General features: G+C 55.6%; 17 protein-coding genes and 1 tRNA gene. 6 read left to right on the top strand and 12 right to left on the bottom strand.

The window, feature by feature from the left end; genetic code table 11:
- Nucleotides 1-89: 89 nt before the first annotated feature.
- The 3 genes from fusA to rpsL form a co-directional block, all read right to left on the bottom strand.
- Nucleotides 90-2192, bottom strand: coding sequence for an elongation factor G (gene fusA / locus VF694_RS16360; protein WP_003800876.1), 2103 nt, complete (start codon nt 2190-2192; stop codon nt 90-92).
- A gap of 17 nt (nt 2193-2209) precedes the next feature.
- Nucleotides 2210-2680 carry a 30S ribosomal protein S7 gene (gene rpsG / locus VF694_RS16355; protein ID WP_003800875.1) on the bottom strand — a complete coding sequence of 157 codons (471 nt, stop codon included), beginning with the start codon at nt 2678-2680 and terminating at the stop codon, nt 2210-2212.
- Nucleotides 2681-2819: 139 nt separating this feature from the next.
- Complete coding sequence (rpsL, locus tag VF694_RS16350; RefSeq protein WP_003800872.1) at nt 2820-3191, bottom strand: 30S ribosomal protein S12; 372 nt, start codon at nt 3189-3191, stop codon at nt 2820-2822.
- Nucleotides 3192-3611: 420 nt separating this feature from the next.
- Here rpsL and VF694_RS16345 point away from each other — a divergent pair, with 420 nt between their 5' ends.
- The 6 genes from VF694_RS16345 to azu all read left to right on the top strand — a co-directional run bounded on the left by VF694_RS16345 (nt 3612) and on the right by azu (nt 9642).
- On the top strand, nt 3612-4316 hold the full coding sequence (locus VF694_RS16345; RefSeq protein WP_003800869.1) for a response regulator transcription factor: 705 nt from the start codon (nt 3612-3614) through the stop codon (nt 4314-4316).
- Between the two features lie 10 nt (nt 4317-4326).
- The gene (locus VF694_RS16340) at nt 4327-5418 is read left to right on the top strand and encodes a FecR family protein (protein ID WP_003800867.1); all 1092 of its coding nucleotides are present in this window, start codon (nt 4327-4329) and stop codon (nt 5416-5418) included.
- A gap of 19 nt (nt 5419-5437) precedes the next feature.
- Nucleotides 5438-7405 (top strand): CHASE2 domain-containing protein, encoded by a 1968-nt coding sequence (locus VF694_RS16335; RefSeq protein WP_003800865.1) that lies wholly within the window; start codon nt 5438-5440, stop codon nt 7403-7405.
- Nucleotides 7395-8189 carry a helix-turn-helix transcriptional regulator gene (locus VF694_RS16330; RefSeq protein WP_003800862.1) on the top strand — a complete coding sequence of 265 codons (795 nt, stop codon included), beginning with the start codon at nt 7395-7397 and terminating at the stop codon, nt 8187-8189. The genes VF694_RS16335 and VF694_RS16330 overlap by 11 nt, the downstream gene beginning before the upstream one ends.
- A 111-nt stretch (nt 8190-8300) precedes the next feature.
- Complete coding sequence (locus tag VF694_RS16325; protein WP_003800860.1) at nt 8301-8939, top strand: LysE family translocator; 639 nt, start codon at nt 8301-8303, stop codon at nt 8937-8939.
- A gap of 256 nt (nt 8940-9195) precedes the next feature.
- Nucleotides 9196-9642, top strand: a complete 447-nt coding sequence (azu, locus tag VF694_RS16320; protein ID WP_003800857.1) for an azurin — start codon at nt 9196-9198, stop codon at nt 9640-9642.
- Nucleotides 9643-9791: 149 nt separating this feature from the next.
- Here azu and rpoC read toward each other — a convergent pair whose 3' ends face one another.
- The 9 genes from rpoC to VF694_RS16275 form a co-directional block, all read right to left on the bottom strand.
- Nucleotides 9792-14054: a DNA-directed RNA polymerase subunit beta' gene (gene rpoC, locus VF694_RS16315; protein WP_003800854.1), complete on the bottom strand. Its 4263-nt coding sequence runs from the start codon at nt 14052-14054 to the stop codon at nt 9792-9794.
- Nucleotides 14054-18166, bottom strand: coding sequence for a DNA-directed RNA polymerase subunit beta (rpoB, locus tag VF694_RS16310; protein ID WP_440164910.1), 4113 nt, complete (start codon nt 18164-18166; stop codon nt 14054-14056). The genes rpoC and rpoB overlap by 1 nt, the downstream gene beginning before the upstream one ends.
- A gap of 162 nt (nt 18167-18328) precedes the next feature.
- On the bottom strand, nt 18329-18706 hold the full coding sequence (gene rplL / locus VF694_RS16305) for a 50S ribosomal protein L7/L12 (RefSeq protein ID WP_003800851.1): 378 nt from the start codon (nt 18704-18706) through the stop codon (nt 18329-18331).
- Between the two features lie 79 nt (nt 18707-18785).
- A complete protein-coding gene (gene rplJ, locus VF694_RS16300) occupies nt 18786-19310 on the bottom strand; it encodes a 50S ribosomal protein L10 (protein WP_003800845.1) in 525 nt (174 codons plus the stop codon).
- A 230-nt stretch (nt 19311-19540) separates the two neighbouring features.
- Complete coding sequence (rplA, locus tag VF694_RS16295) at nt 19541-20236, bottom strand: 50S ribosomal protein L1 (protein ID WP_003800844.1); 696 nt, start codon at nt 20234-20236, stop codon at nt 19541-19543.
- A gap of 3 nt (nt 20237-20239) precedes the next feature.
- A complete protein-coding gene (gene rplK, locus VF694_RS16290; protein ID WP_003800842.1) occupies nt 20240-20674 on the bottom strand; it encodes a 50S ribosomal protein L11 in 435 nt (144 codons plus the stop codon).
- Nucleotides 20675-20741: 67 nt separating this feature from the next.
- Nucleotides 20742-21275, bottom strand: coding sequence for a transcription termination/antitermination protein NusG (gene nusG, locus VF694_RS16285; protein ID WP_440164909.1), 534 nt, complete (start codon nt 21273-21275; stop codon nt 20742-20744).
- Between the two features lie 9 nt (nt 21276-21284).
- The gene (gene secE, locus VF694_RS16280) at nt 21285-21665 is read right to left on the bottom strand and encodes a preprotein translocase subunit SecE (RefSeq protein ID WP_003800836.1); all 381 of its coding nucleotides are present in this window, start codon (nt 21663-21665) and stop codon (nt 21285-21287) included.
- 45 nt (nt 21666-21710) lie between these two features.
- Nucleotides 21711-21786: transfer RNA gene (locus VF694_RS16275), tRNA-Trp, on the bottom strand.
- Nucleotides 21787-21881 lie beyond the last annotated feature (95 nt).

Genomic DNA, 21881 nt, shown 5'->3' with positions numbered 1-21881 from the left:
ACCTTTTGCCATGATTTATCCCAATTATGTTTTACAGGAAAACAAAAAAATTGTTGAGCAGCCCGCCATGAGGCGGGCTGATATTGCTATTACTTACCGCGAGCGCTGATCACTTCTTCCGCTACGTTCTTTGGAGCTTCAGCATATTGCTTGAATTCCATCGTGTACGTAGCGCGACCTTGTGTTTGCGAACGCAGGCTGGTCGAGTAACCGAACATCTCGGCCAGAGGAACCTCGGCCTTGATGATCTTGCCACCACCAACGATATCGTCCATGCCCTGAACCATACCGCGACGGGAGGACAAGTCACCCATCACAGTACCGGCGTATTCCTCAGGAGTTTCAACCTCAACAGCCATGGTTGGCTCCAGCAGAACAGGGGCAGCCTTACGCATACCATCCTTGAAGGCCATCGAAGCGGCCATGCGGAAGGCGTTTTCGTTCGAGTCCACATCGTGGTACGAACCGAAGAACAGCGTAGCTTTGACGTCCACCACTGGGTAACCAGCGACCACACCTGCGGACAGGGTTTCGCGAATACCTTTTTCAACAGCAGGAATGTATTCGCGAGGAACCACACCGCCCTTGATGGCGTCAACGAACTCAAAGCCACCGCCTGCTTCCAGCGGCTCCAGCTTGAGGACCACGTGACCGTACTGACCACGACCACCGGACTGTTTGACGAACTTACCTTCGATTTCGTCGCAAGTCTTGCGGATGGTTTCGCGGTAAGCCACTTGGGGTTTGCCCACGTTGGCTTCCACGCCGAATTCACGGCGCATGCGGTCTACCAGAACTTCCAGGTGCAGCTCGCCCATACCGGAAATAATGGTCTGGCCGGACTCTTCGTCGCTGCTGACGCGGAAAGATGGATCTTCCTGAGCCAGACGGGACAAGGCCACGCCCATTTTTTCCTGGTCGGACTTGGTTTTTGGTTCCACAGCCTGCGAAATCACGGGCTCGGGGAACTCCATGCGTTCCAGAATGATGTGCTGGCTGGCGTCACACAGGGTTTCACCCGTGGTCACGTCTTTCAAGCCCACCACGGAGGCGATGTCACCGGCCACCAGCTCTTTCAGTTCGGCACGGTTGTTTGCGTGCATCTGCAAAATACGGCCAATACGCTCTTTCTTGCCCTTGATAGGGTTGTAGACCGTATCGCCCGAACGCAGAACGCCCGAGTAAACGCGCACGAAGGTCAATTGACCAACAAAGGGGTCAGTCATCAGCTTGAACGCCAGAGCGGACATCGGCTCTTCGTCGTTGGCTTTACGATGAATGACATTACCTTCGTCATCCGAACCTTCGACAGGAGGAATATCCACTGGCGATGGCAGGTAGTCGATCACGGCGTCCAGCATGCGCTGCACACCTTTGTTCTTGAACGCGGTACCGCACAGCATTGGCTGAATTTCGCAGGCAATGGTACGTGTACGCAGACCCAGGTTGATGTCCTCTTCGGAGAGGTCACCGTTTTCCAGGTACTTGTTCATCAGGTCTTCGCTGGCTTCGGCAGCCGACTCGACCATTTTTTCACGCCATTCTTCAGCCGAAGCTTGCAGCTCGGCAGGAATGTCGGTGTATTCAAATTTCACGCCGTTGCTGGCTTGATCCCAGATGATGGCTTTCATCTTGATCAGGTCAACCACGCCTTGGAAATCTTCTTCAGCGCCAATCGGGATAACGACAGGCACAGGATGGGCTTTCAGACGCAGCTTGAGTTGGTCGTAAACCTTGAAGAAGTTTGCGCCCGTGCGGTCCATCTTGTTGATGAAGGCCAGACGAGGCACACCGTACTTGTTGGCTTGACGCCATACGGTTTCCGACTGAGGCTGAACACCACCCACCGCGCAGTAAACCATGCAAGCGCCGTCCAGCACACGCATGGAACGCTCAACTTCAATGGTGAAGTCAACGTGGCCGGGGGTATCAATGATGTTGATACGGTGCTCTGGATAATTGCCCGCCATACCACGCCAGAAAGCAGTGGTAGCAGCCGAGGTAATGGTGATCCCGCGCTCTTGCTCTTGCTCCATCCAGTCCATGGTGGCCGAACCTTCGTGGGTTTCGCCCAGCTTGTGGTTCACACCGGTGTAGAACAGGATGCGCTCGGTAGTGGTCGTTTTCCCGGCGTCGATGTGAGCCGAGATACCGATGTTGCGATAGCGCTGAATAGGGGTTTTGCGGGCCATGATTATATGTCCTCAGATTACCAACGGAAATGGCTGAATGCTTTGTTAGCATCGGCCATCTTGTGCGTGTCTTCACGCTTTTTCATTGCACCGCCACGGCCTTCAGCCGCATCGGACAATTCGCCGGCCAGGCGCAAGTCCATCGATTTTTCACCGCGTTTCTTGGCGGCTTCACGCACCCAGCGCATGGCCAGAGCCAAACGACGCACGGGACGCACTTCGACAGGTACCTGGTAGTTAGCGCCACCAACACGGCGGCTCTTCACTTCAACAACAGGTTTTACATTATTGATGGCAGCATTAAACACTTCGAGCGGATCTTTGCCGGTTTTCTGCGCAATTTGTTCCAGCGCGCCATAAACAATACGTTCGGCAACAGCTTTCTTGCCGGACAGCATGACCACGTTCATGAACTTGGCCAGCTCAACGCTGCCAAATTTTGGGTCAGGTAGGATTTCACGTTTGGGTACTTCGCGACGGCGAGGCATTTTTATTTCCTTGTGACTATTCAGTTGAACCGCGTTATGCGGTCTCGGCCATTCATGACAAATGACCACTTACCTACCATGGCGCTCAGGCCACGGTTGCACGGATCCAGATCAGAGAACTGATCAATGGATACATGGATTACTTGGGACGCTTGGCGCCGTACTTGGAGCGGGCTTGCTTACGGTCCTTGACGCCTTGCAGGTCAAGAGCACCGCGAACAATGTGGTAACGCACACCTGGCAAGTCTTTAACACGACCACCGCGGACGAGAACGACCGAGTGCTCTTGCAGGTTGTGGCCTTCACCACCGATGTAAGAAATGACTTCGAAGCCGTTGGTCAGGCGCACTTTGGCGACTTTACGCAGAGCGGAGTTAGGCTTCTTGGGGGTCGTGGTGTATACACGTGTGCAAACACCGCGGCGCTGTGGGCAGTTCTCGAGCGCGGGGCTCTTGCTGCTAACGCGGCTGACTTCGCGCGGTTTACGCACGAGCTGGCTAATGGTTGGCATGACCTTTACGTATCCTATAACGTACTTTACGTACTGGTTGACGTATATGTTTTGAAAAACGCCGTCCAGTTGGCGGGTATTGAAACCCCGGACCGGAAGCGGCATTGCGCAATACCACTCCCCATAAAACACGAAAAAGAGCGGTCTTGCACATGGCTTGGGCTTGATTTCAGACACCAAAAAAGTGCCCGCAGCCCCTAAATTCAGGGCTGCCATCAAATTACTGCAAGGTGTACCGGCAAAGGATCCTTAAAGTAAGCTCTAAAATTTACCACAGTAAACCCTTATAGGTCAACGATTTGGGCGCCAATCCGGCTCTTTCCCGTTGTCAGGGCACACGCATGGAAGCACTTGGTCACTCGCTATCTACATATCGTTATACTGCAGGGCTATTGCACTTCTGCGACAAGGACAATACCCATGATCATCGCTTCCCTGGAAGACGACCTCGTCCAGGCTGAACTGATTGCCCGGATCTTGACCGAGGCTGGCTATGAGTGTCGCTCCTTTCATCAAGGAAAAGACCTGCTGGCCGCCCTGGCCAAGCCACACGATTTCGGTTTACTGCTGCTGGACTGGGAACTGCCGGATGTCAGCGGCCTGGATGTGTTGCGTTGGGTTCGCACCACACTGGGTCATGCTATGCCCGTTCTGTTTCTGACCAGCCGTACCCAGGAAGAGGATCTGGTCACCGGCTTGCAAGCCGGTGCCGACGACTATATTAATAAGCCCGTGCGCAAGGGAGAGCTGGTGGCGCGCGTCAACGCCGCTGTACGACGTCTGGATTTGAACACCACCGTCACACAGGACAGCCGCTTCTCGTTTGCCGGTTACGATATTTTCCCCGAGCAAGGTCAGATCATGCTGTCCGGTGAGACTGTTACCCTGGCCCCCAAAGAGTTCGAGTTGGCTCTTTTGCTGTTTCGCAATCCTGGCCGTTTGTTCTCGCGTGATGTTTTAAGCTCCGCCGTCTGGAATCGGGAGATTCCGGCCACCTCCCGTACGCTGGACACGCATTTGTCCAATATACGCCGCAAGCTCCAGCTGCGCCCTGAAAACGGGGTACGCCTGACCGCGTCCTACGCCCTGGGCTATCGCCTTGAACTTTTGACCGACCCTAGCTAGTCCACTTTTTATGATTAATCTGCGTATCGCCGCCCCCCTTGTCTGCGGCTTGATCTGGGGCGGTCTTGTGTCCGCCCAGCCTTCGGGCGCTCGTGGCGAAAATTTTGTCTACAAAGTTCTGGCCGGAGACACCCTGCTGGACATTTCCCAGACATACACACGCCAAGGGCGCAACTGGTCCGAGATCCAGCGCTTGAATGCGGTGGCCGATCCGTATCGCCTGCCCATTGGCAAGGAGCTGCATATTCCGTTTCGCATGATCCCGGAAGTGGACGCCCCAGCCCGCATCACCCATCAGACCGGCCAGATCCTGGTCAATGGTCAGACTCTGGCCGCGGGGACCACGCATTTACAGGAAGGGGATCTGATCCAGACGGGCAGCAATGGCTACCTGACACTGGAACTGAAAGATGGCAGTCAACTCAGTGTGCCTGCTCAGGCTTCACTAAATGTGACGCGTCTGCGGGCCTTTGAGGGGACGGGCCTGACCGATTCGATCATTGCCCTGGACGACGGGGATGTGGAATCGCGGGTTTCACCTGAAAAAAATGGAGTGGGCCGCTTTGAAGTGCGCACCCCAGTCAGCATTACGGGGGTACGTGGGACCGAGATGCGCGTTCGCACCCAGCGTGGCATGGCACACAGCGAAGTGCTGACGGGCCGTGCCGAGCTGGGCACGCAGCAGCGCGACACTCCTACAAGTTTGAAACAGAATCAGGGTGCCGCAGTGGGCACGGACGGCAGTATTCTGGCATTGCAGCCGTTGTTGCCTGCCCCGCAGATTTCCAAGCCTGAGCGTCGCGGTGGTCAATGGAACAGTACGATTCAAGCTGTGCCCGGTGCTCAGGCCTATCTGGTCCAGACCTCCACCGACCCGCAAGGCGCCAAGCTGCTGTCGCGCGACATTACAACAGTTACGGAGATACAGTTCGGTGCCTCACGCCCCGGCACCTACTACGTCACCGTACGTGCCATTGACCGCCACGGGCTGATGGGCCCGGATACGATCGAAAGCTTTGAAGGCGCCGCCAGCCTGACCAGCTCGGATGGCCAAGCCGTGGTCAACCGTTTTGGCGACCCCATTCTCTTGACGCAGTTCTAGAACCTGAACGGCAGACGGCATGAGCAGCCCGGCCCCTGAAAACAACAAGCTCCTCTCGGACCGGATTCGGAAAGAGTGGCATCTGGTGTCGGGTTTGCTCATGTTACTGACCCTGCTGTTCAGCGTCGTGCGTGATGATGGTGCGCTGGGCAAACTCAATAACCTGATCTACGACTTCACCATGGCGGCTGCATTCACGCAGCCCGCCCCGTCAGATATTGTTATCGTCGCCATCGACGACTACAGCATTTCCCAACTGGGATTCTGGCCTTGGCGACGTATCCATCATGCGCAACTGCTCGGCCGTCTTGCACAGGCACGCGCGGTTGGCATCGATCTGGTGTTTCAGGAACCCAACCCTGTCTACCCCAGTGATGACCGTGCCTTGGCCCAAGCGATTGAGCAACACGGGCGCGTTGTACTGCCCTTGATTTATGACACCCAGCGCCAGGAAGTCAATACCGCGATTCCTATGCTGAGCCTGGCCGCAAAAGCGGCAGGCTACATCAACATCGAACCCGATTCGGATGGGGTGGTACGACGCGTCGCCCTGCAGCGACTCACCCCTTCTGACCAGATTCTGCCGCACTTCACGATCGCCATGTTGATGACGGGCGACGATGTGGATCTGGCCCTGCACGCCCTGAACGCCAGCCAATCCGACACGCCCCACATTCCTTTCCTGGGCCGCAGCGGGCACTTTCAAACCGTCCCTTACTTTAATGTCCTCAATGGCGATATCCCGCCCTCCTTTTTCAAGGACAAATATGTATTGGTTGGAGCCTGGGGGAGTGGGCTGGGCGACACCTTCCCCACTCCCTTATCCAAAGCCGGCCTGAGCAGCATGTCCGGGGTGGAAATTCTAGCCAATACCTTACAGGCCGTCCGCAGCGACAACTGGATACGCACTCCCCCGGCCTGGTTCATCGCCCTGGCCAGTTGCCTGCCCGTTCTGCTGGCTTGTCAGGTGCTGTTTTATCTGTCACCGCGCGCAACCTTGCTGGGCCTGATCGGCTTGGTCATTGCCATTTTGCTGGTGAACTGGGTGGCCATGCACACCTTTGATCTGTGGATTCCACCCTTGGCCAGTCTGATGACTGTCCTGCTGGCCTATCCCCTTTGGCACTGGCGCAGTCAGGAAGCGGCGCTCAATCAGGTGACCGAGGAACTGAACAAGCTGCAACTGGAGTACCCCGATGTCAGGACAGCGCTGAACGAGCGCCTGTCCGGTCTAAGTACGCGCAACCTTCCCCATCGACTGACCCAGCTGCACAAGTCCATTAATTTGTTGCGTCAGGCACAAACCAAGCGGGAAGAGACATTGCGCTTCATTTCACATGATATGCGGGCGCCTCAAAACTCTATTCTGGCCTTGACCAGCTTACAGCGTCAGGATCAAAGTAAACTGCCACCCGATCAATTCCTGCACAAGATGGAGGGTTATGCCGAGCAGACCCTAGAACTGGTCGACAACTTCATCAGCCTGGCGCGAGCCGAAGCCATGGAAATGGTGCTGAGCCCCTTGAGCCTGCCTGATTTGCTGGCAGACTGTCTGGATGATGCCTGGGCCAGCGCCAACAAACGCTCCATCAGTCTGAATCTGAATGATTCGGATCTGATATGGATAAAGGGCAATGCTCCCATGCTGCGCCGCGCTTTTACCAATCTGATTCAAAACGCCATCAAATACGGGCCAGACGGCAATCGGATCGACATAGACCTGATTGCCGAACCGCAAACCGTGCAGGTCCGGGTCATGGACCAAGGCTGGGGTGTACCGGCAGATAAACGGGCAAGTATTTTTGAGCCTTATCACCGGGCCCATGAAAATACAGCAGGCGCCCCTTCGGGTAGCGGACTGGGCTTGGCGTTTGTAAAAACCGTAATCAACAAACATGATGGCGATATCGTGCTCGATAGCACGCGTGAACAGGGCTGTACCTTTATCGTCTCCCTGCCCCGCCTGGATAGTAGCGATGAAGACTGAGTTCTGGCGTGACCCGGCCTTGCCTTATGTGGAAAGTCGCCGTGCCTGCGACAGCCGGGTCTGTTACCAGCAACACAGTCACCCCACCTATTCGATTGGCGCAGTCGACGCAGGTGGCAGTATCTTTAGCGGAGCACCTGGCGGCCCCGTGCCGCTTGCTCCGGGTTCAGTCGTCTTGATCCCGGCCCATCGCAGCCACGCCTGCAACCCTCGACCTGACCAGACCTGGAGCTACCAGATGCTGCACCTGGACGCGACATGGCTGGAACAGTTATGGCAAGAAAGCACAGGGTTCAGGCCCAAGACCGCAGAGCCTGTTCGTGTCAGTCACCAGCCCTCGCTTTATGCCGCCTACTGTGAGCTGAACACAGTCTTGTTCTCTGAGGCCTCCGTACTGAACAAAGAGGCGGCACTGATCGACTTTTTGCTCCATCACTGGCCAGATCAGGCTCAACTCCTGGTGCCTTCGCCTCCGCCCAGCCCCCTGTTGCAAAAAACCCTGAAACGCTGGATTGAAGGCCAGCTAGCCACTGTGCCCCTGCACGAGCTGGCTCAGGAAACAGGGCTGAGCCGCTATCAGCTCATTCGAGCCTTTCGTCGCCACACGGGTCTGACGCCGCAGCGCTGGCAACTGAATCAACGTGTCAATCTGGCTCGCCATGCCTTACGGGAAGGGGACGGGCTGGCAGACATTGCCTATCGTCTGGGTTTTGCCGATCAAAGCCATTTTCAGCGCGTTTTCAAACTCTATACCGGCGTCACCCCCGGGCAATATCGCGGCTAATGCCGATCTCCCGCTCTCCCCGCCACCGCAACGAGGAGACAGACGCACTTTTATTCAATACGGCGCCTTTCCTGTCCGGGCACACTGCATTTTTTGTCTGGATATACCGCCGTGTCCCTGTTCTTGCTGATCGCCAGCACCCATTTTCTGGCACTTCTTTCGCCAGGCCCAGATTTTTTCCTGATTACCCACAGTACCTTGACCCATGGACGACGAGTCGCAAGCGGTGTCTGCGCCGGCGTCGCCCTGGCTAATGGGATTTATATCGCTCTGGCCCTGACCGGCTTTGCCCGACTCAGCCTCAACAGTCCGCTCTTTTTGCTGATGCAAACCACCGGTGGACTGTATCTGCTGTATTTAGGCGTGAAATTTCTGCAGGCAGCCCGTCGCCCCTCGTCGCGGCATCGGCTCCCCGCCACGGCTTCTTGCCCAGGCGGGTGGTGGCGCCATGCTCTGCTAGGTCTGCTATCAGGGCTACTGAACCCAAAGAACGCCCTGTTCTATGCCAGCCTGGCCTCCGTGCTGGCCAGTCGCCATACCGACACCCATGTGCAGATGCTACTGGGTTTGTGGATGTTTCTGACCGTGCTGATCTGGGACTTGTTCCTGACCCTACTAATCGGACATCCCCATTGGCAACACCACATTGAAAAATATCTTCCCTATGTGCAACGGCTCTGCGGCCTGCTGCTGTGCCTGATTGCAGCAGCCGCATTGCTAAATGTCATTACGCACTTGGGTGGAGCCTGAGCTTGCAAAAAGCACAAGCCAGTCCACGCCAGCCGTCAAGCACCCAGGAGGCGATAGAGCAAAGCTGTTAGAGCCACATCAAACGATGAGAAAACAAATCATTTGCGAGCTCTGACGGGGCAACATAAGCCGGTAAAATAGTCCGGGTCTACGTTTTGTTAAGCACCTTGAGTGCGCGACAGTCTATGCTGTAAGACCGGAACAACACTTGGGTGTCCCGTTCCATTTTTAAGTCTGTTTTCGAGGAGTTACTAGAATGTTTGCCAAAATCGCTTTTACAGCCGTTCTTGGATTGGCTAGCGTGCCTGCTTTTGCTGCGTGCGACGTCAGCATTGAAGGCAATGACTCCATGCAGTTCAACACCAAGAGCATCGTTGTTGACAAGACATGCAAGGAATTCACGATCAACCTGAAACACACCGGCAAGCTGCCCAAAGCAGCCATGGGCCACAACGTGGTTGTCTCGAAAAAATCCGACGAAAGCGCAGTTGCCACTGACGGGATGAAAGCCGGCCTGGACAACAACTACGTCAAAGCGGGTGACGAGCGCGTTATCGCTCACACCGACGTGATCGGTGGTGGCGAAAGCACCTCCGTCACTTTTGACGTCTCCAAGCTGAAAGAAGGCGAAGACTACGCGTTCTTCTGCTCTTTCCCCGGCCACTGGAGCATCATGACTGGCGAAATCAAGCTGGGCAGCTAATACGTTGCTTGCAGCCGCTAGACGGCCATAAAAAAACCCCACGTGGCAAAGCCATGTGGGGTTTTTTACTGGGCGATCCAGTTATATGCCGACTATCCTGCTGGTTCCCCACCCCCTGTGTAAGCCGGGTGGGAATCCTGCATGGTCGTTTATTCCTGTTCGCCTTCAGGGGCTTGAGGCTGCTGCTCAGGCTCGGTCGCACCCGACACAAAGACGGGATCGTCCGAAGGCTCAGGAGCCGACGCGAATGGGTTCTCCAGTTCACGGGCTGCTTTGCGCTCTGCCATTTCAAAGGCTTCTTTTTCCTTGCGGGCGGAATGGAAAGCCATACCGGTACCAGCAGGAATCAGACGGCCCACGATCACGTTTTCTTTCAGACCACGCAGATCGTCGGTTTTGCCCATAATGGCCGCTTCGGTCAACACGCGAGTGGTTTCCTGGAAGGAAGCCGCCGAGATGAAGGAGTCGGTCGACAGCGAAGCCTTGGTAATACCCAGCAGTACGTTTTCGTACGTAGCAGGGATACCGTTTTCAGCCAGGACGCGATCGTTCTCGTTCAGCAGTTCGGAGCGTTCAACCTGTTCACCCGTGATGAAGTTGGTATCACCGGCATCCACAATGTTCACGCGGCGCAGCATCTGACGAACAATCACTTCAATGTGCTTGTCGTTGATCTTCACACCTTGCAGACGGTAGACGTCCTGCACTTCGTTAACAATGTAGTTAGCCAGCTTCTCGATACCCTTCAAGCGCAGGATGTCGTGCGGATCGGCTGGGCCGTCCACAATCATCTCGCCCTTGTTCACCACTTGACCGTCGTGAGCCAGAACCTGTTTTTCCTTCGGAATCAGGAACTCGTGGCTGACGCCGTCCAGGTCGGTAATGACCAGACGCTGTTTGCCCTTGGTGTCTTTACCGAAGGAAACCGTACCCGTAACTTCGGCCAGCAGACCGGCGTCCTTGGGCGAACGAGCTTCGAACAGTTCGGCCACACGTGGCAGACCACCGGTAATATCCCGAGTCTTTTGCGATTCCTGAGGAATACGCGCCAGAATCTCACCCACGGACACTTGCTGACCGTCGCGAACGGTAATCAGCGCGCCCACCGGGAAGGAGATATTGACCATGTGATCGGTACCCGCGATCTTGATCTCCTGACCTTGCTCGTTCAGCAGCTTGATCTGTGGACGCATGGTGATCTTGCCACCACGTGTCTTGGGAGTGATCACAACCAGAGTCGACAGACCGGTTACTTCGTCCACCTGACGAGCCACGGTCACGCCTTCTTCGATGTTCTCGAAGCGAACGGTACCGGTGTACTCGGACACGATAGGACGGGTCAGCGGGTCCCAGCTAGCCAGGCGCTGACCAGCCTTGATCGCTTCGCCATCGCCCACCGTAATGGTGGCACCGTAAGGCACTTTGTGGCGTTCGCGCTCGCGGCGGTTGTCGTCAAAAATGACGATTTCACCGGAACGGGAGATCGCAACACGTTCGCCCTTGGCGTTGGTCACGTAGCGCAGACCGATTTCAAAGCCGACCGTACCAGCCGTCTTGGTTTCCACCGAGCTTGCCAGCGCTGCACGCGAAGCCGCACCACCAATGTGGAACGTACGCATGGTCAGCTGGGTACCCGGTTCACCGATGGACTGAGCAGCAATAACACCGATAGCTTCACCACGGTTAACCAGCATACCGCGGCCCAGATCACGACCGTAGCAGCTTGCGCACAAACCGTGACGGGTTTCGCAAGTCAGCGGAGTACGGATCTTGACTTCATCAATACCCAGATTGTCGATCAGGTCGACCAGGTCCTCGTTCAGCAAGGTGCCGGCGGGGATGACCAGTTCCTGATTGTCAGGATTGACGATATCGGTCGAAGCGACACGGCCCAGAATCAGATCGCGCAGGGGCTCGATAACCTCACCACCATCCAGGATGGCTTTCATGGTGTAGCCGCCCTTGGTGCCGCAATCGTCTTCGGTAATGACCAGATCTTGCGTCACGTCGACCAGACGACGCGTCAGGTAACCGGAGTTAGCCGTCTTCAAGGCCGTGTCGGCCAGACCCTTACGCGCACCGTGAGTCGAAATAAAGTACTGCAGTACGTTCAGACCTTCACGGAAGTTCGCGGTAATAGGCGTTTCAATAATGGAGCCATCAGGCTTGGCCATCAGACCACGCATACCGGCCAGCTGACGAATCTGTGCAGCCGAACCACGAGCACCGGAGTCCGCCATCATGTAGATGGAGTTGAAGGACTCTTGACGTACTTCTTCACCAAAACGGTTGATCACTGGCTCGGAAGCCAGCTGCTCCATCATGGCCTTGCCCACGCGGTCACCGGCTTTACCCCAGATGTCCACCACGTTGTTGTAGCGTTCCTGAGCGGTCACCAGACCCGAGGAGTACTGCTTGTCAATTTCTTTGACCTCGTTGCTCGCCTGGGCCAGGATGCTTTCCTTGACAGCAGGCACCACCATGTCGTTCATGGCGATGGAAATGCCGCCACGGGTTGCCAGACGGAAACCGGACTGCATCAACTTGTCGGCAAAAATCACAGTGGCACGCAGGCCGCAGCGACGGAAAGACTGGTTGATCAGGCGCGAAATTTCTTTCTTTTTCAACGCACGATTCAAGGCGCTGAAAGGCATGCCCTTGGGCAGAATTTCGGACAGCAAGGCACGGCCAGCCGTCGTCTCGTAACGCTTGATGGTCTTGACCCACTCACCGTCTTCGCCCTTCTCGAATTCTTCGATACGGACGGTCAGACGAGTTTGCAGCTCGACTTCCTTGTTGTCATAGGCGCGCTGAACTTCAGCCACGTCGGCCATGAACAAGCCTTCGCCCTTGCCGTTCACCAGTTCGCGGGTCGCATAGTACAGACCCAACACGATATCCTGGGAAGGAACAATGGAAGGTTCGCCGTTGGCGGGGAACAGCACGTTGTTGGAGGCCAGCATCAGGGTGCGCGCTTCCAGCTGGGCTTCCAGCGACAGCGGCACGTGAACGGCCATCTGGTCACCGTCAAAGTCAGCGTTAAAGGCGGCACACACCAGGGGGTGCAGTTGAATCGCTTTACCTTCAATCAGGACCGGTTCAAAAGCCTGAATACCCAAACGGTGCAGCGTAGGCGCACGGTTCAGCATCACGGGATGCTCGCGGATCACCTCTTCGAGGATGTCCCACACGACCGGTTCCTGGCTTTCCACCAGCTTCTTGGCTGCCTTGATGGTCGTAGCCAGACCCATCAATTCCAGACGATTGAAAATGAAAGGCTTGAACAGTTCCAGCGCCATCAGCTTGGGCAGACCGCACTGGTGCAGCTTCAACTGAGGACCCACCACAATCACGGAACGACCGGAGTAGTCCACGCGCTTGCCCAGCAGGTTCTGACGGAAACGACCGCTCTTGCCCTTGATCATGTCGGCCAGGGACTTGAGTTGACGCTTGTTGGCGCCGGTCATGGCTTTGCCGCGACGACCGTTATCCAGCAAGGAGTCCACGGACTCTTGCAGCATACGTTTTTCGTTGCGCAAGATGATGTCCGGAGCCTTCAGTTCCAACAGACGCTTCAAACGGTTATTACGGTTGATGACGCGGCGGTACAGATCGTTCAGGTCGGAAGTCGCAAAACGGCCGCCGTCCAGTGGTACCAGCGGACGCAGGTCCGGTGGCAGCACGGGCAGCACTTCCATGATCATCCAGTCTGGCTTGATGCCGGATTTCTGGAAGCCTTCCAGCACTTTCAGACGCTTGGAGATCTTCTTGATCTTGGCATCCGAGCCAGTGGCTTTCAGTTCGGCACGCAGGCGCTCGACTTCGCGATCGATGTCGATAGTACGCAGCAGTTCGCGCACGGCTTCCGCACCCATCAGGGCGTGGAAGTCGTCACCGTATTCTTCGGTCTTGGCCAGGAAATCGTCGTCGGACATGATCTGACCGCGCTTGAGCGGGGTCATACCAGGTTCGATCACGCACCAGGCTTCAAAGTACAGCACGCGCTCGATGTCACGCAGGGTCATGTCCAGCACCATGCCCAGACGGGATGGCAGGCTCTTCAGGAACCAGATGTGAGCAACCGGGCAGGCCAGTTCAATGTGACCCATACGCTCGCGACGTACTTTGGAGACGGTGACTTCAACGCCACACTTCTCGCAAATGACGCCACGATGCTTCAGACGCTTGTACTTGCCGCACAAACATTCGTAGTCCTTGATGGGACCAAAAATCTTGGCGCAAAACAGACCATCACGCTCAGGTTTGAAAGTGCGATAGTTGATGGTCTCTGGCTTGCGGACTTCGCCGAAAGACCAGGACCGGATTTTCTCGGGCGAGGCGATGCCGATCTTGATGGCATCGAACTGCTCGTCCTGAGTGACTTGTTTAAAGAGATCGAGTAGCGCTTTCATTATTTACGCTCCAAATCCATGTCCAGGGACAAGGAACGGATTTCCTTGACCAGAACGTTAAAGGACTCCGGCATACCGGCGTCGATCACGTGGTCACCCTTGACAATATTCTCGTAGACCTTGGTACGGCCGGCGATGTCGTCGGATTTAACCGTGAGCATTTCCTGCAGGGTGTAGGCGGCGCCATAGGCTTCCAGCGCCCAGACTTCCATCTCCCCGAAGCGCTGACCACCGAACTGCGCCTTACCACCCAGCGGCTGCTGAGTAACCAGCGAGTATGGGCCGGTGGAACGGGCGTGCATCTTGTCATCGACCAGGTGATGCAGCTTCAGGTAGTGCATGTAGCCTACGGTGACCATGCGTTCAAAGGCTTCGCCGGTACGACCGTCAAACAGGCGGACCTGGGTGCGGTGGGGTGCCAGCTGCAGCTTCTCGGCGATATCGTCAGGATAGGCCAGACGCAACATCTGGTCGATTTCCTGTTCGGTGGCACCGTCGAACACAGGGGTGGCCAGAGGCAGACCTTTTTGCAAGTTGGTGGCCAGGTTCATCACTTCCTCGTCAGTCAACTCGTTAATACGAGTTTTCTTGCCGGTCGTGTTGTAGACCTTGTCCAGGAACGCACGCAGTTCGGAAACCTGCACGTTCTTTTCCTCTTGCATCATGTCGTTGATGCGGTGGCCAATACCCTTGGCAGCCCAACCCAGGTGCACTTCCAGAACCTGACCCACGTTCATACGCGAAGGCACGCCCAGCGGGTTCAGCACGATGTCCACGGGGGTACCGTCAGCCATGTGCGGCATGTCTTCCACGGGAACGATGCGGGAAACCACACCCTTGTTACCGTGACGACCGGCCATCTTGTCACCAGGCTGCAGACGACGCTTCACAGCCAAGTAAACCTTGACCATTTTCAGCACGCCAGGAGGCAGTTCGTCGCCTTGGGTCAGCTTCTTGCGCTTTTCTTCAAAAGCCAAGTCGAACTGGTGACGCTTCTGCTCCAAGGATTCCTTGGTGTGCTCCAGCACCAGTGCATGCTGCTCGTCAGCCAGACGGATGTCGAACCACTGCCAGCGATCCAGATCGTTCAGGTATTCAGCGGTCAGCTCAGTGCCCTTGGGCAGCTTGCGGGGACCACCGTTGACGGTTTTACCGACCAGGAACTTCAAGGCACGGTCAAAGGCGTCGTCTTCAACGATTTGCAGCTGGTCGTTCAGGTCCTGACGGTAGCGACGCAGTTCATCATCAATGATGGACTGGGCGCGCTTGTCACGCTCGATACCTTCACGGGTAAAGACTTGGACGTCGATCACCGTACCGACCATACCCGAAGGCACGCGCAGGGAGGTGTCTTTAACGTCGGAGGCTTTTTCACCAAAAATGGCGCGCAGCAGCTTTTCTTCTGGGGTCAGCTGAGTTTCACCCTTGGGTGTCACTTTACCGACCAGCACGTCGTCGGCACGCACTTCGGCGCCGATGTACACAATGCCGGAATCGTCCAGACGGTTCAGCTGAGTTTCGGACAGGTTGCTGATATCGCGAGTGATATCCTCAGGTCCCAGCTTCGTGTCACGGGCAACCACCGTCAGTTCTTCAATGTGAACCGACGTGTAGCGATCGTCAGCCACGACCTTCTCGGAGATCAGAATCGAGTCCTCGAAGTTGTAGCCGTTCCAGGGCATAAAGGCGATCAGCATGTTCTGACCCAGCGCCAATTCGCCCAGGTCAGTCGATGCGCCGTCAGCCAGCACGTCACCACGCGCCACGATATCGCCACGTTTGACGATAGGACGCTGGTTGATGTTGGTGTTCTGGTTGGAACGGGTGTATTTGGTCATGTTGTAGATATCTACACCGACCTCACCTGCCACGTTCTCGTCATCGTGCACACGAATAACCACGCGTTGTGCATCAACGTCCACCACCACACCGCCACGACGGGCTTGTACGGTCGTACCCGAGTCAACCGCTACCGTACGTTCGATACCGGTACCGACCAGAGGCTTCTCAGGGCGCAGGCAAGGAACTGCCTGACGCTGCATGTTGGCGCCCATCAGTGCTCGGTTGGCGTCATCGTGCTCCAGGAACGGAATCAGCGACGCAGCCACAGACACGATCTGCGACGGAGCCACGTCCATGTAATGGATGTTCTCTGGCGCCGTCATCATGGTTTCACCCGCCTCACGGCAGGCAACCAGATCATCTGCAAAAGCACCGTCTTCGGTCAACTCGGCGTTAGCCTGAGCGATGACGTAATTGCTTTCTTCAATGGCCGACAGGTAATCGATCTGCTCGCTGACCTTACCGTCAACAATCTTGCGGTACGGTGTTTCCAGAAAGCCGTACTCGTTCAGACGAGCGTACAGCGCCATGGAGTTGATCAGACCAATGTTTGGACCTTCAGGCGTTTCAATCGGGCACACGCGACCGTAGTGGGTGGGGTGCACGTCGCGCACCTCAAAGCCCGCACGTTCACGCGTCAGACCACCAGGGCCCAGAGCCGAAACACGACGCTTGTGCGTGATTTCGGACAGCGGGTTGGTTTGGTCCATAAATTGCGACAGCTGGCTGGAACCGAAGAATTCCTTGACGGCCGCAGAGATAGGCTTGGAGTTGATCAGATCGTGCGGCATCAGGTTTTCGGTCTCGGCCTGGCCCAGACGTTCCTTAACAGCACGCTCCACACGCACCAGACCGGCGCGGAACTGGTTCTCGGCCAATTCGCCCACGCAACGAACACGACGGTTACCCAGGTGATCGATATCGTCGATCTGACCGCGGCCGTTACGCAGATTCACCAGCACCTGAATGGTGTCCAGAATATCTTCGTCGGTCAGGGTCATGGGACCTTCAATGCTGTCACCACGACCCAGACGGCTGTTGACCTTCATGCGACCCACACGCGACAAGTCGTAGGACTCTTCGCTGTAGAACAGACGGTTGAACAGGGCCTCAACCGCTTCTTCGGTTGGTGGCTCGCCGGGACGCATCATGCGATAGATCGCGATACGGGCTGCATTGGAATCCGCCGTCTCGTCAGTGCGCAGGGTCAGGGAGATAAAGCCGCCCTGATCCAGTTCATTGATGTACAGGGTCTCGAAGTCACGCACATTGGCTGCGCGCATTTCGGCCAGAATGGATTCGGTGATTTCGTCGTTGGCGTTGGCAATCACCTCGCCGGTTTCGGCGTTGATGATGTTCTTGGCCAGCACACGACCCAGAAGGAAATCTTCCGGGATGGAAATGTATTCGATCTTGGCTGCTTGCAGGTCGCGCAAATGCTTGGCATTGATGCGCTTGTCCTTTTCAACCAGTACGCGACCATCACGATCGGTAATGTCGAAACGGGCAACCTCGCCCTTCCAGTGTTCTGGAACGAATTGCAGCTTGCCGCCTTCCTGATGCAGTTCGATGTGATCGAACTCGAAGAAGTGCGCCAGGATCTGTTCTGGCGTCAGGCCAATGGCCTTTAGCAAGATGGTCACAGGCATTTTGCGACGACGGTCGATACGGAAGAACAGAATGTCCTTAGGATCGAACTCGAAGTCCAGCCAGGAACCACGGTAAGGAATCACGCGAGCCGAGAACAGCAACTTGCCCGAGCTGTGCGTTTTACCGCGGTCGTGTTCAAAGAACACACCGGGAGAACGGTGCAGCTGGGAAACGATGACTCGTTCGGTACCGTTGATCACAAAAGAGCCGTTATCGGTCATCAGGGGCATTTCGCCCATGTAGACCTCTTGCTCTTTTACTTCCTTGACGGTAGGCTTGCTCACCTCGCGGTCCATCAGGACCAGACGAACCTTCGCCCGCAAGGGGGAGGCATAGGTCAAACCACGAAGTTGACACTCTTTGACGTCGAACACCGGTTCGCCGAGCGTATAGCTCACGAACTCTAGCCGCGCCATTTGGTTATGGCTTACTATTGGAAATATGGAACTGAAAGCTTCCTGCAGGCCTTCAACCTTACGCTGCGAAGGCGGCGTGTCCTTCTGCAAGAAGGTTCTGAAAGAATGCAGCTGGGTAGCCAACAGGTAAGGAACCTGCTGTACGTCTTCACGTTTGGCGAAGCTCTTGCGTATGCGCTTTTTTTCGGTGTACGAATAAGGCATGAGCACTCCGACTCAAGGGTTACACGGACCGTCAACCACGGCCCTGGTTTACGACTCTAAAAAACCCGACTTTCTACAATACTAATTAAAAATCGTGGGTTTTCTGGAAACGCAAAAGCCCGGGAAGGCTTGAAACGCATTCCCGGGCATCTATCGATACTCTTACTTGAGCTCGATCTTGGCGCCAGCTTCTTCCAGCTTCTTCTGAGCGTCTTCAGCATCAGCTTTGGACAGGCCTTCTTTAACAGCCTTAGGAGCACCGTCAACCAGATCTTTGGCTTCTTTCAGGCCCAGACCGGTGATTTCGCGCACGACTTTAATGACGCTAACTTTGTTTGCGCCAACGTCAGCCAGGAACACGGTAAATTCGGTTTGCTCTTCAGCGGCAGCAGCAGCGCCACCAGCAGCAGGAGCTGCAACAGCAACAGCGGCGGCAGCAGCCGACACACCGAATTTTTCTTCCATTTCTTTGATCAGCTCGGACAGTTCGAGCACGGACATTGCGCCGATGGCGTCAAGGATTTCAGCTTTAGTAGCCATTTTTAAGAACTCCAGATATTAGGTAAATGCCAGGTTTGGTTGTCGTTCGCAACGACGAAGTTTCCTGAAAGAAAACAGCTTACGCAGCTTCTTTCTGATCGCGCACAGCCGCCAGGCCGCGAACAAACTTGGTGGGAACTTCGTTAAGCGTACGCACAAAAGTAGCGATAGGTGCTTGCATGGTGCCCAGCAGTTTCGCCAGCAATTCGTCACGCGAGGGCATTGTGGCCAGAGCCTTAACACCATCAGCACTCAGAACGCTATTGGGCAGCGCACCGCCCATGATGACCAATTTGTCATTGGTCTTGGCAAAATCTGCAACGACTTTCGCCGCAGCCACAGGATCTTCACTGATGGCGTACATCAGAGGACCCACGAGCTGGCTGGAGATACCGTCAAACGAGGTACCTGTCAGCGAACGACGAACCAGCGTGTTTTTCAACACACGCAGGTACACGCCAGACTCACGCGCTTTTTTGCGCAATACGGTAGCAGAAGCGACGTCCAGACCACGGTACTCGGCGATAATGATCGATTGGGCCTTTGCCAGTTCGGCAGTGACTTCTTCGATGACTACCGCTTTCTCTTCACGATTGAGACTCACGGTTGAACACTCCTTCAAACGATGTCGGGAAGGCTTCCCAACATCAACCGAATGCGGCGCACCTGGACGAGTTCTATAACGAATTCTTCCACGGGCGCCGTCTACGCTGGATAGGACATTTGCCCTGATTAAGTAGCCAGCTATGTCAGCCTGACTGCTCCAACGGTCTTTGACAGCAATGACCCTGTAAACAGGGTCACAGCCCAAAGTTCTTTTTTTCTAACTGTGGATTAAGCAGTCAGAGATGCAATTTCAACACGTGCACCGCCACCCATGGTGGAGGACACGGCAACCTTGCGCAGGTAAACACCCTTGGCAGCGGCTGGACGAGCCTTGTTCAAGGCATCAACCAGAGCAACCAGGTTGGTCTGCAGCTGTTCAACATTGAACGAGGCACGACCGATGGTGCTGTGAATGATACCGGCCTTGTCAGTACGGTACTGAACCTGACCAGCCTTGGCATTTTTGACAGCGGTAGCAACGTCAGGCGTTACCGTACCCACTTTGGGGTTTGGCATCAGGCCGCGAGGACCCAGAACCTGACCCAGGGTACCCACAACACGCATCGTGTCGGGCGAGGCGATCACAACATCAAAGTCCATTTGACCGGCTTTGATCTGTTCGGCCAGGTCGTCCAGACCGACGATGTCGGCGCCTGCTTCACGAGCGGCGTCAGCTTTTTCACCTTGGGCGAAAACGGCAACACGAACAGTCTTGCCGGTACCAGCAGGCAGAACCACCGAGCCACGAACCAGTTGGTCGGACTTACGGGGATCGATGCCCAGCTGAACAGCGATATCGATGGACTCGTCAAACTTGGCAGTGGCCGTTTCTTTTACCAGGGCCAGAGCTTCGGCCACAGGGTAGAACTTGTTGCGGTCGATCTTGGCAGCAATAGCGGCTGCGCGTTTGCTTACTTTAGCCATGATTTACACCACCCCTTCAACGTTGATGCCCATGCTGCGAGCGCTGCCAGCGATGGTACGCACAGCGGCGTCCAGATCGGCGGCGGTCAGGTCGGGTTGTTTGGTCTTGGCGATTTCTTCAGCCTGAGCGCGAGTCAGCGTACCGACTTTGTCCGCGTTAGGACGTGCAGAACCGGATTTGATGCCAGCAGCCTTTTTGATCAGGATGGTTGCTGGAGGAGTCTTCATGATGAACGTGAAGCTCTTGTCAGCAAAAGCGGTGATCACCACAGGAATAGGCAGACCGGGTTCCAGACCCTGTGTCTGGGCGTTGAACGCCTTGCAGAATTCCATGATGTTCAGACCGCGCTGACCCAGCGCTGGACCGATTGGAGGGGATGGGTTTGCCTTACCAGCTGGGACTTGCAGCTTGATAAAGCCGACGATTTTCTTCGCCATGCTTAGCTCCTTGCGGGTGATGACGCCTGACGCAGGCTGCGACAGGCTTCCCGGGGGTTGTAGTTAATCAGGTCTTTTCGACTTGATCGAAATCGAGTTCGACAGGGGTAGCGCGGCCGAAAATGGTAACGGTGACACGAACCTTGTTTTTCTCGTAGTTAACTTCTTCGACGTTACCGTTGAAATCTGCAAACGGACCGTCCTTGACGCGTACCAGTTCGCCAACCTCAAACAGCACTTTGTGCCGTGGCTTCTCAACGCCCTCTTCCATTTGCGACAGGAGTTTTTCCACTTCGCGCTCGGAGATAGGAGCGGGACGGTTACCGGAACCGCCCAAAAAGCCGGTGACTCGCGGCGTACTTTTTACCAAGTGCCAGGTTTCGTCGGTCAAGGCCATCTCGACCAGGACGTAACCAGGGTAAATACGTCGCTCTGTAATTGATTTCTTGCCGTTCTTTACTTCAACGACTTCTTCCGATGGAACCAGAATGCGACCAAACGCTTCTTGGAGTTCAGCGCGTTCAATGCGCTCCACCAGAGCCTTGTGCACGCTTTTTTCCATGCCGGAATAAACGTGAACCACATACCAGCGTTTGCTCATGTGTGCCCTTTATTTCCAGCCCAGCAACAGGCCATAAATGATCCAGCCGAGCCCTTTGTCAATCAGCCACAACAAAATGGCCATAACGGAAACAAACACAAAGACGATGCCCGTCATTTGCGTTGCTTCTTTACGAGATGGCCAGTGGACGCGTCGCACTTCCGTGTAGGCATCACGAGAAAAAGCGACCAGACGACGGCCTGTATCGCTAAACCAGATGATCAATGCGGCAACGATTAAGCTGGCTACAAATACCCCAGCGCGAACCAGTGAATTTTGGCCATCCAGAACGGAATAGCCAACAATACCGGCGGCGACGACTAGGACCGCTAGGCCCAGCTTGATGCGCTCGGAACCTCGGTTAACGGTTTCTACGTTGGTATTCGACATATTCCGACGAGTGACGCCACGCGAGATGGTGGCGAGTGACTGTGGTGGCAGGGGCAGAAGGAATCGAACCCTCAACCTTCGGTTTTGGAGACCGACGCTCTGCCAATTGAGCTATACCCCTATACCGTGACAAATCATAGCGCGTTAAATTGCTATGTTTGGCCTTTAGGCAAAAGAGGATATTAACCTCTTTCGCCCAAAATTACTACTCTTTTT

The organism is Alcaligenes sp. Lyrl_28 (assembly GCF_051948705.1).
GTDB classification, from domain to species: Bacteria; Pseudomonadota; Gammaproteobacteria; order Burkholderiales; family Burkholderiaceae_B; genus Alcaligenes; species Alcaligenes ammonioxydans.
This window is presented reverse-complemented; position numbering and strand designations above follow the sequence as displayed.

What these genes read in the sequence shown, in the direction of transcription:
- VF694_RS16335 (WP_003800865.1), top strand. Translation starts at nt 5,438, where the DNA reads ATGAGCAGCCCGGCCCCTGAAAACAACAAGCTCCTCTCGGACCGGATT.
- rpsG (WP_003800875.1), bottom strand. Translation starts at nt 2,680, where the DNA reads ATGCCTCGCCGTCGCGAAGTACCCAAACGTGAAATCCTACCTGACCCA.
- rplA (WP_003800844.1), bottom strand. Translation starts at nt 20,236, where the DNA reads ATGGCTAAAGTAAGCAAACGCGCAGCCGCTATTGCTGCCAAGATCGAC.
- fusA (WP_003800876.1), bottom strand. Translation starts at nt 2,192, where the DNA reads ATGGCCCGCAAAACCCCTATTCAGCGCTATCGCAACATCGGTATCTCG.
- rpoC (WP_003800854.1), bottom strand. Translation starts at nt 14,054, where the DNA reads ATGAAAGCGCTACTCGATCTCTTTAAACAAGTCACTCAGGACGAGCAG.
- rpsL (WP_003800872.1), bottom strand. Translation starts at nt 3,191, where the DNA reads ATGCCAACCATTAGCCAGCTCGTGCGTAAACCGCGCGAAGTCAGCCGC.
- nusG (WP_440164909.1), bottom strand. Translation starts at nt 21,275, where the DNA reads ATGAGCAAACGCTGGTATGTGGTTCACGTTTATTCCGGCATGGAAAAA.
- rpoB (WP_440164910.1), bottom strand. Translation starts at nt 18,166, where the DNA reads ATGCCTTATTCGTACACCGAAAAAAAGCGCATACGCAAGAGCTTCGCC.
- rplL (WP_003800851.1), bottom strand. Translation starts at nt 18,706, where the DNA reads ATGGCTACTAAAGCTGAAATCCTTGACGCCATCGGCGCAATGTCCGTG.
- VF694_RS16345 (WP_003800869.1), top strand. Translation starts at nt 3,612, where the DNA reads ATGATCATCGCTTCCCTGGAAGACGACCTCGTCCAGGCTGAACTGATT.
- secE (WP_003800836.1), bottom strand. Translation starts at nt 21,665, where the DNA reads ATGTCGAATACCAACGTAGAAACCGTTAACCGAGGTTCCGAGCGCATC.
- azu (WP_003800857.1), top strand. Translation starts at nt 9,196, where the DNA reads ATGTTTGCCAAAATCGCTTTTACAGCCGTTCTTGGATTGGCTAGCGTG.
- VF694_RS16340 (WP_003800867.1), top strand. Translation starts at nt 4,327, where the DNA reads ATGATTAATCTGCGTATCGCCGCCCCCCTTGTCTGCGGCTTGATCTGG.
- VF694_RS16330 (WP_003800862.1), top strand. Translation starts at nt 7,395, where the DNA reads ATGAAGACTGAGTTCTGGCGTGACCCGGCCTTGCCTTATGTGGAAAGT.
- rplK (WP_003800842.1), bottom strand. Translation starts at nt 20,674, where the DNA reads ATGGCGAAGAAAATCGTCGGCTTTATCAAGCTGCAAGTCCCAGCTGGT.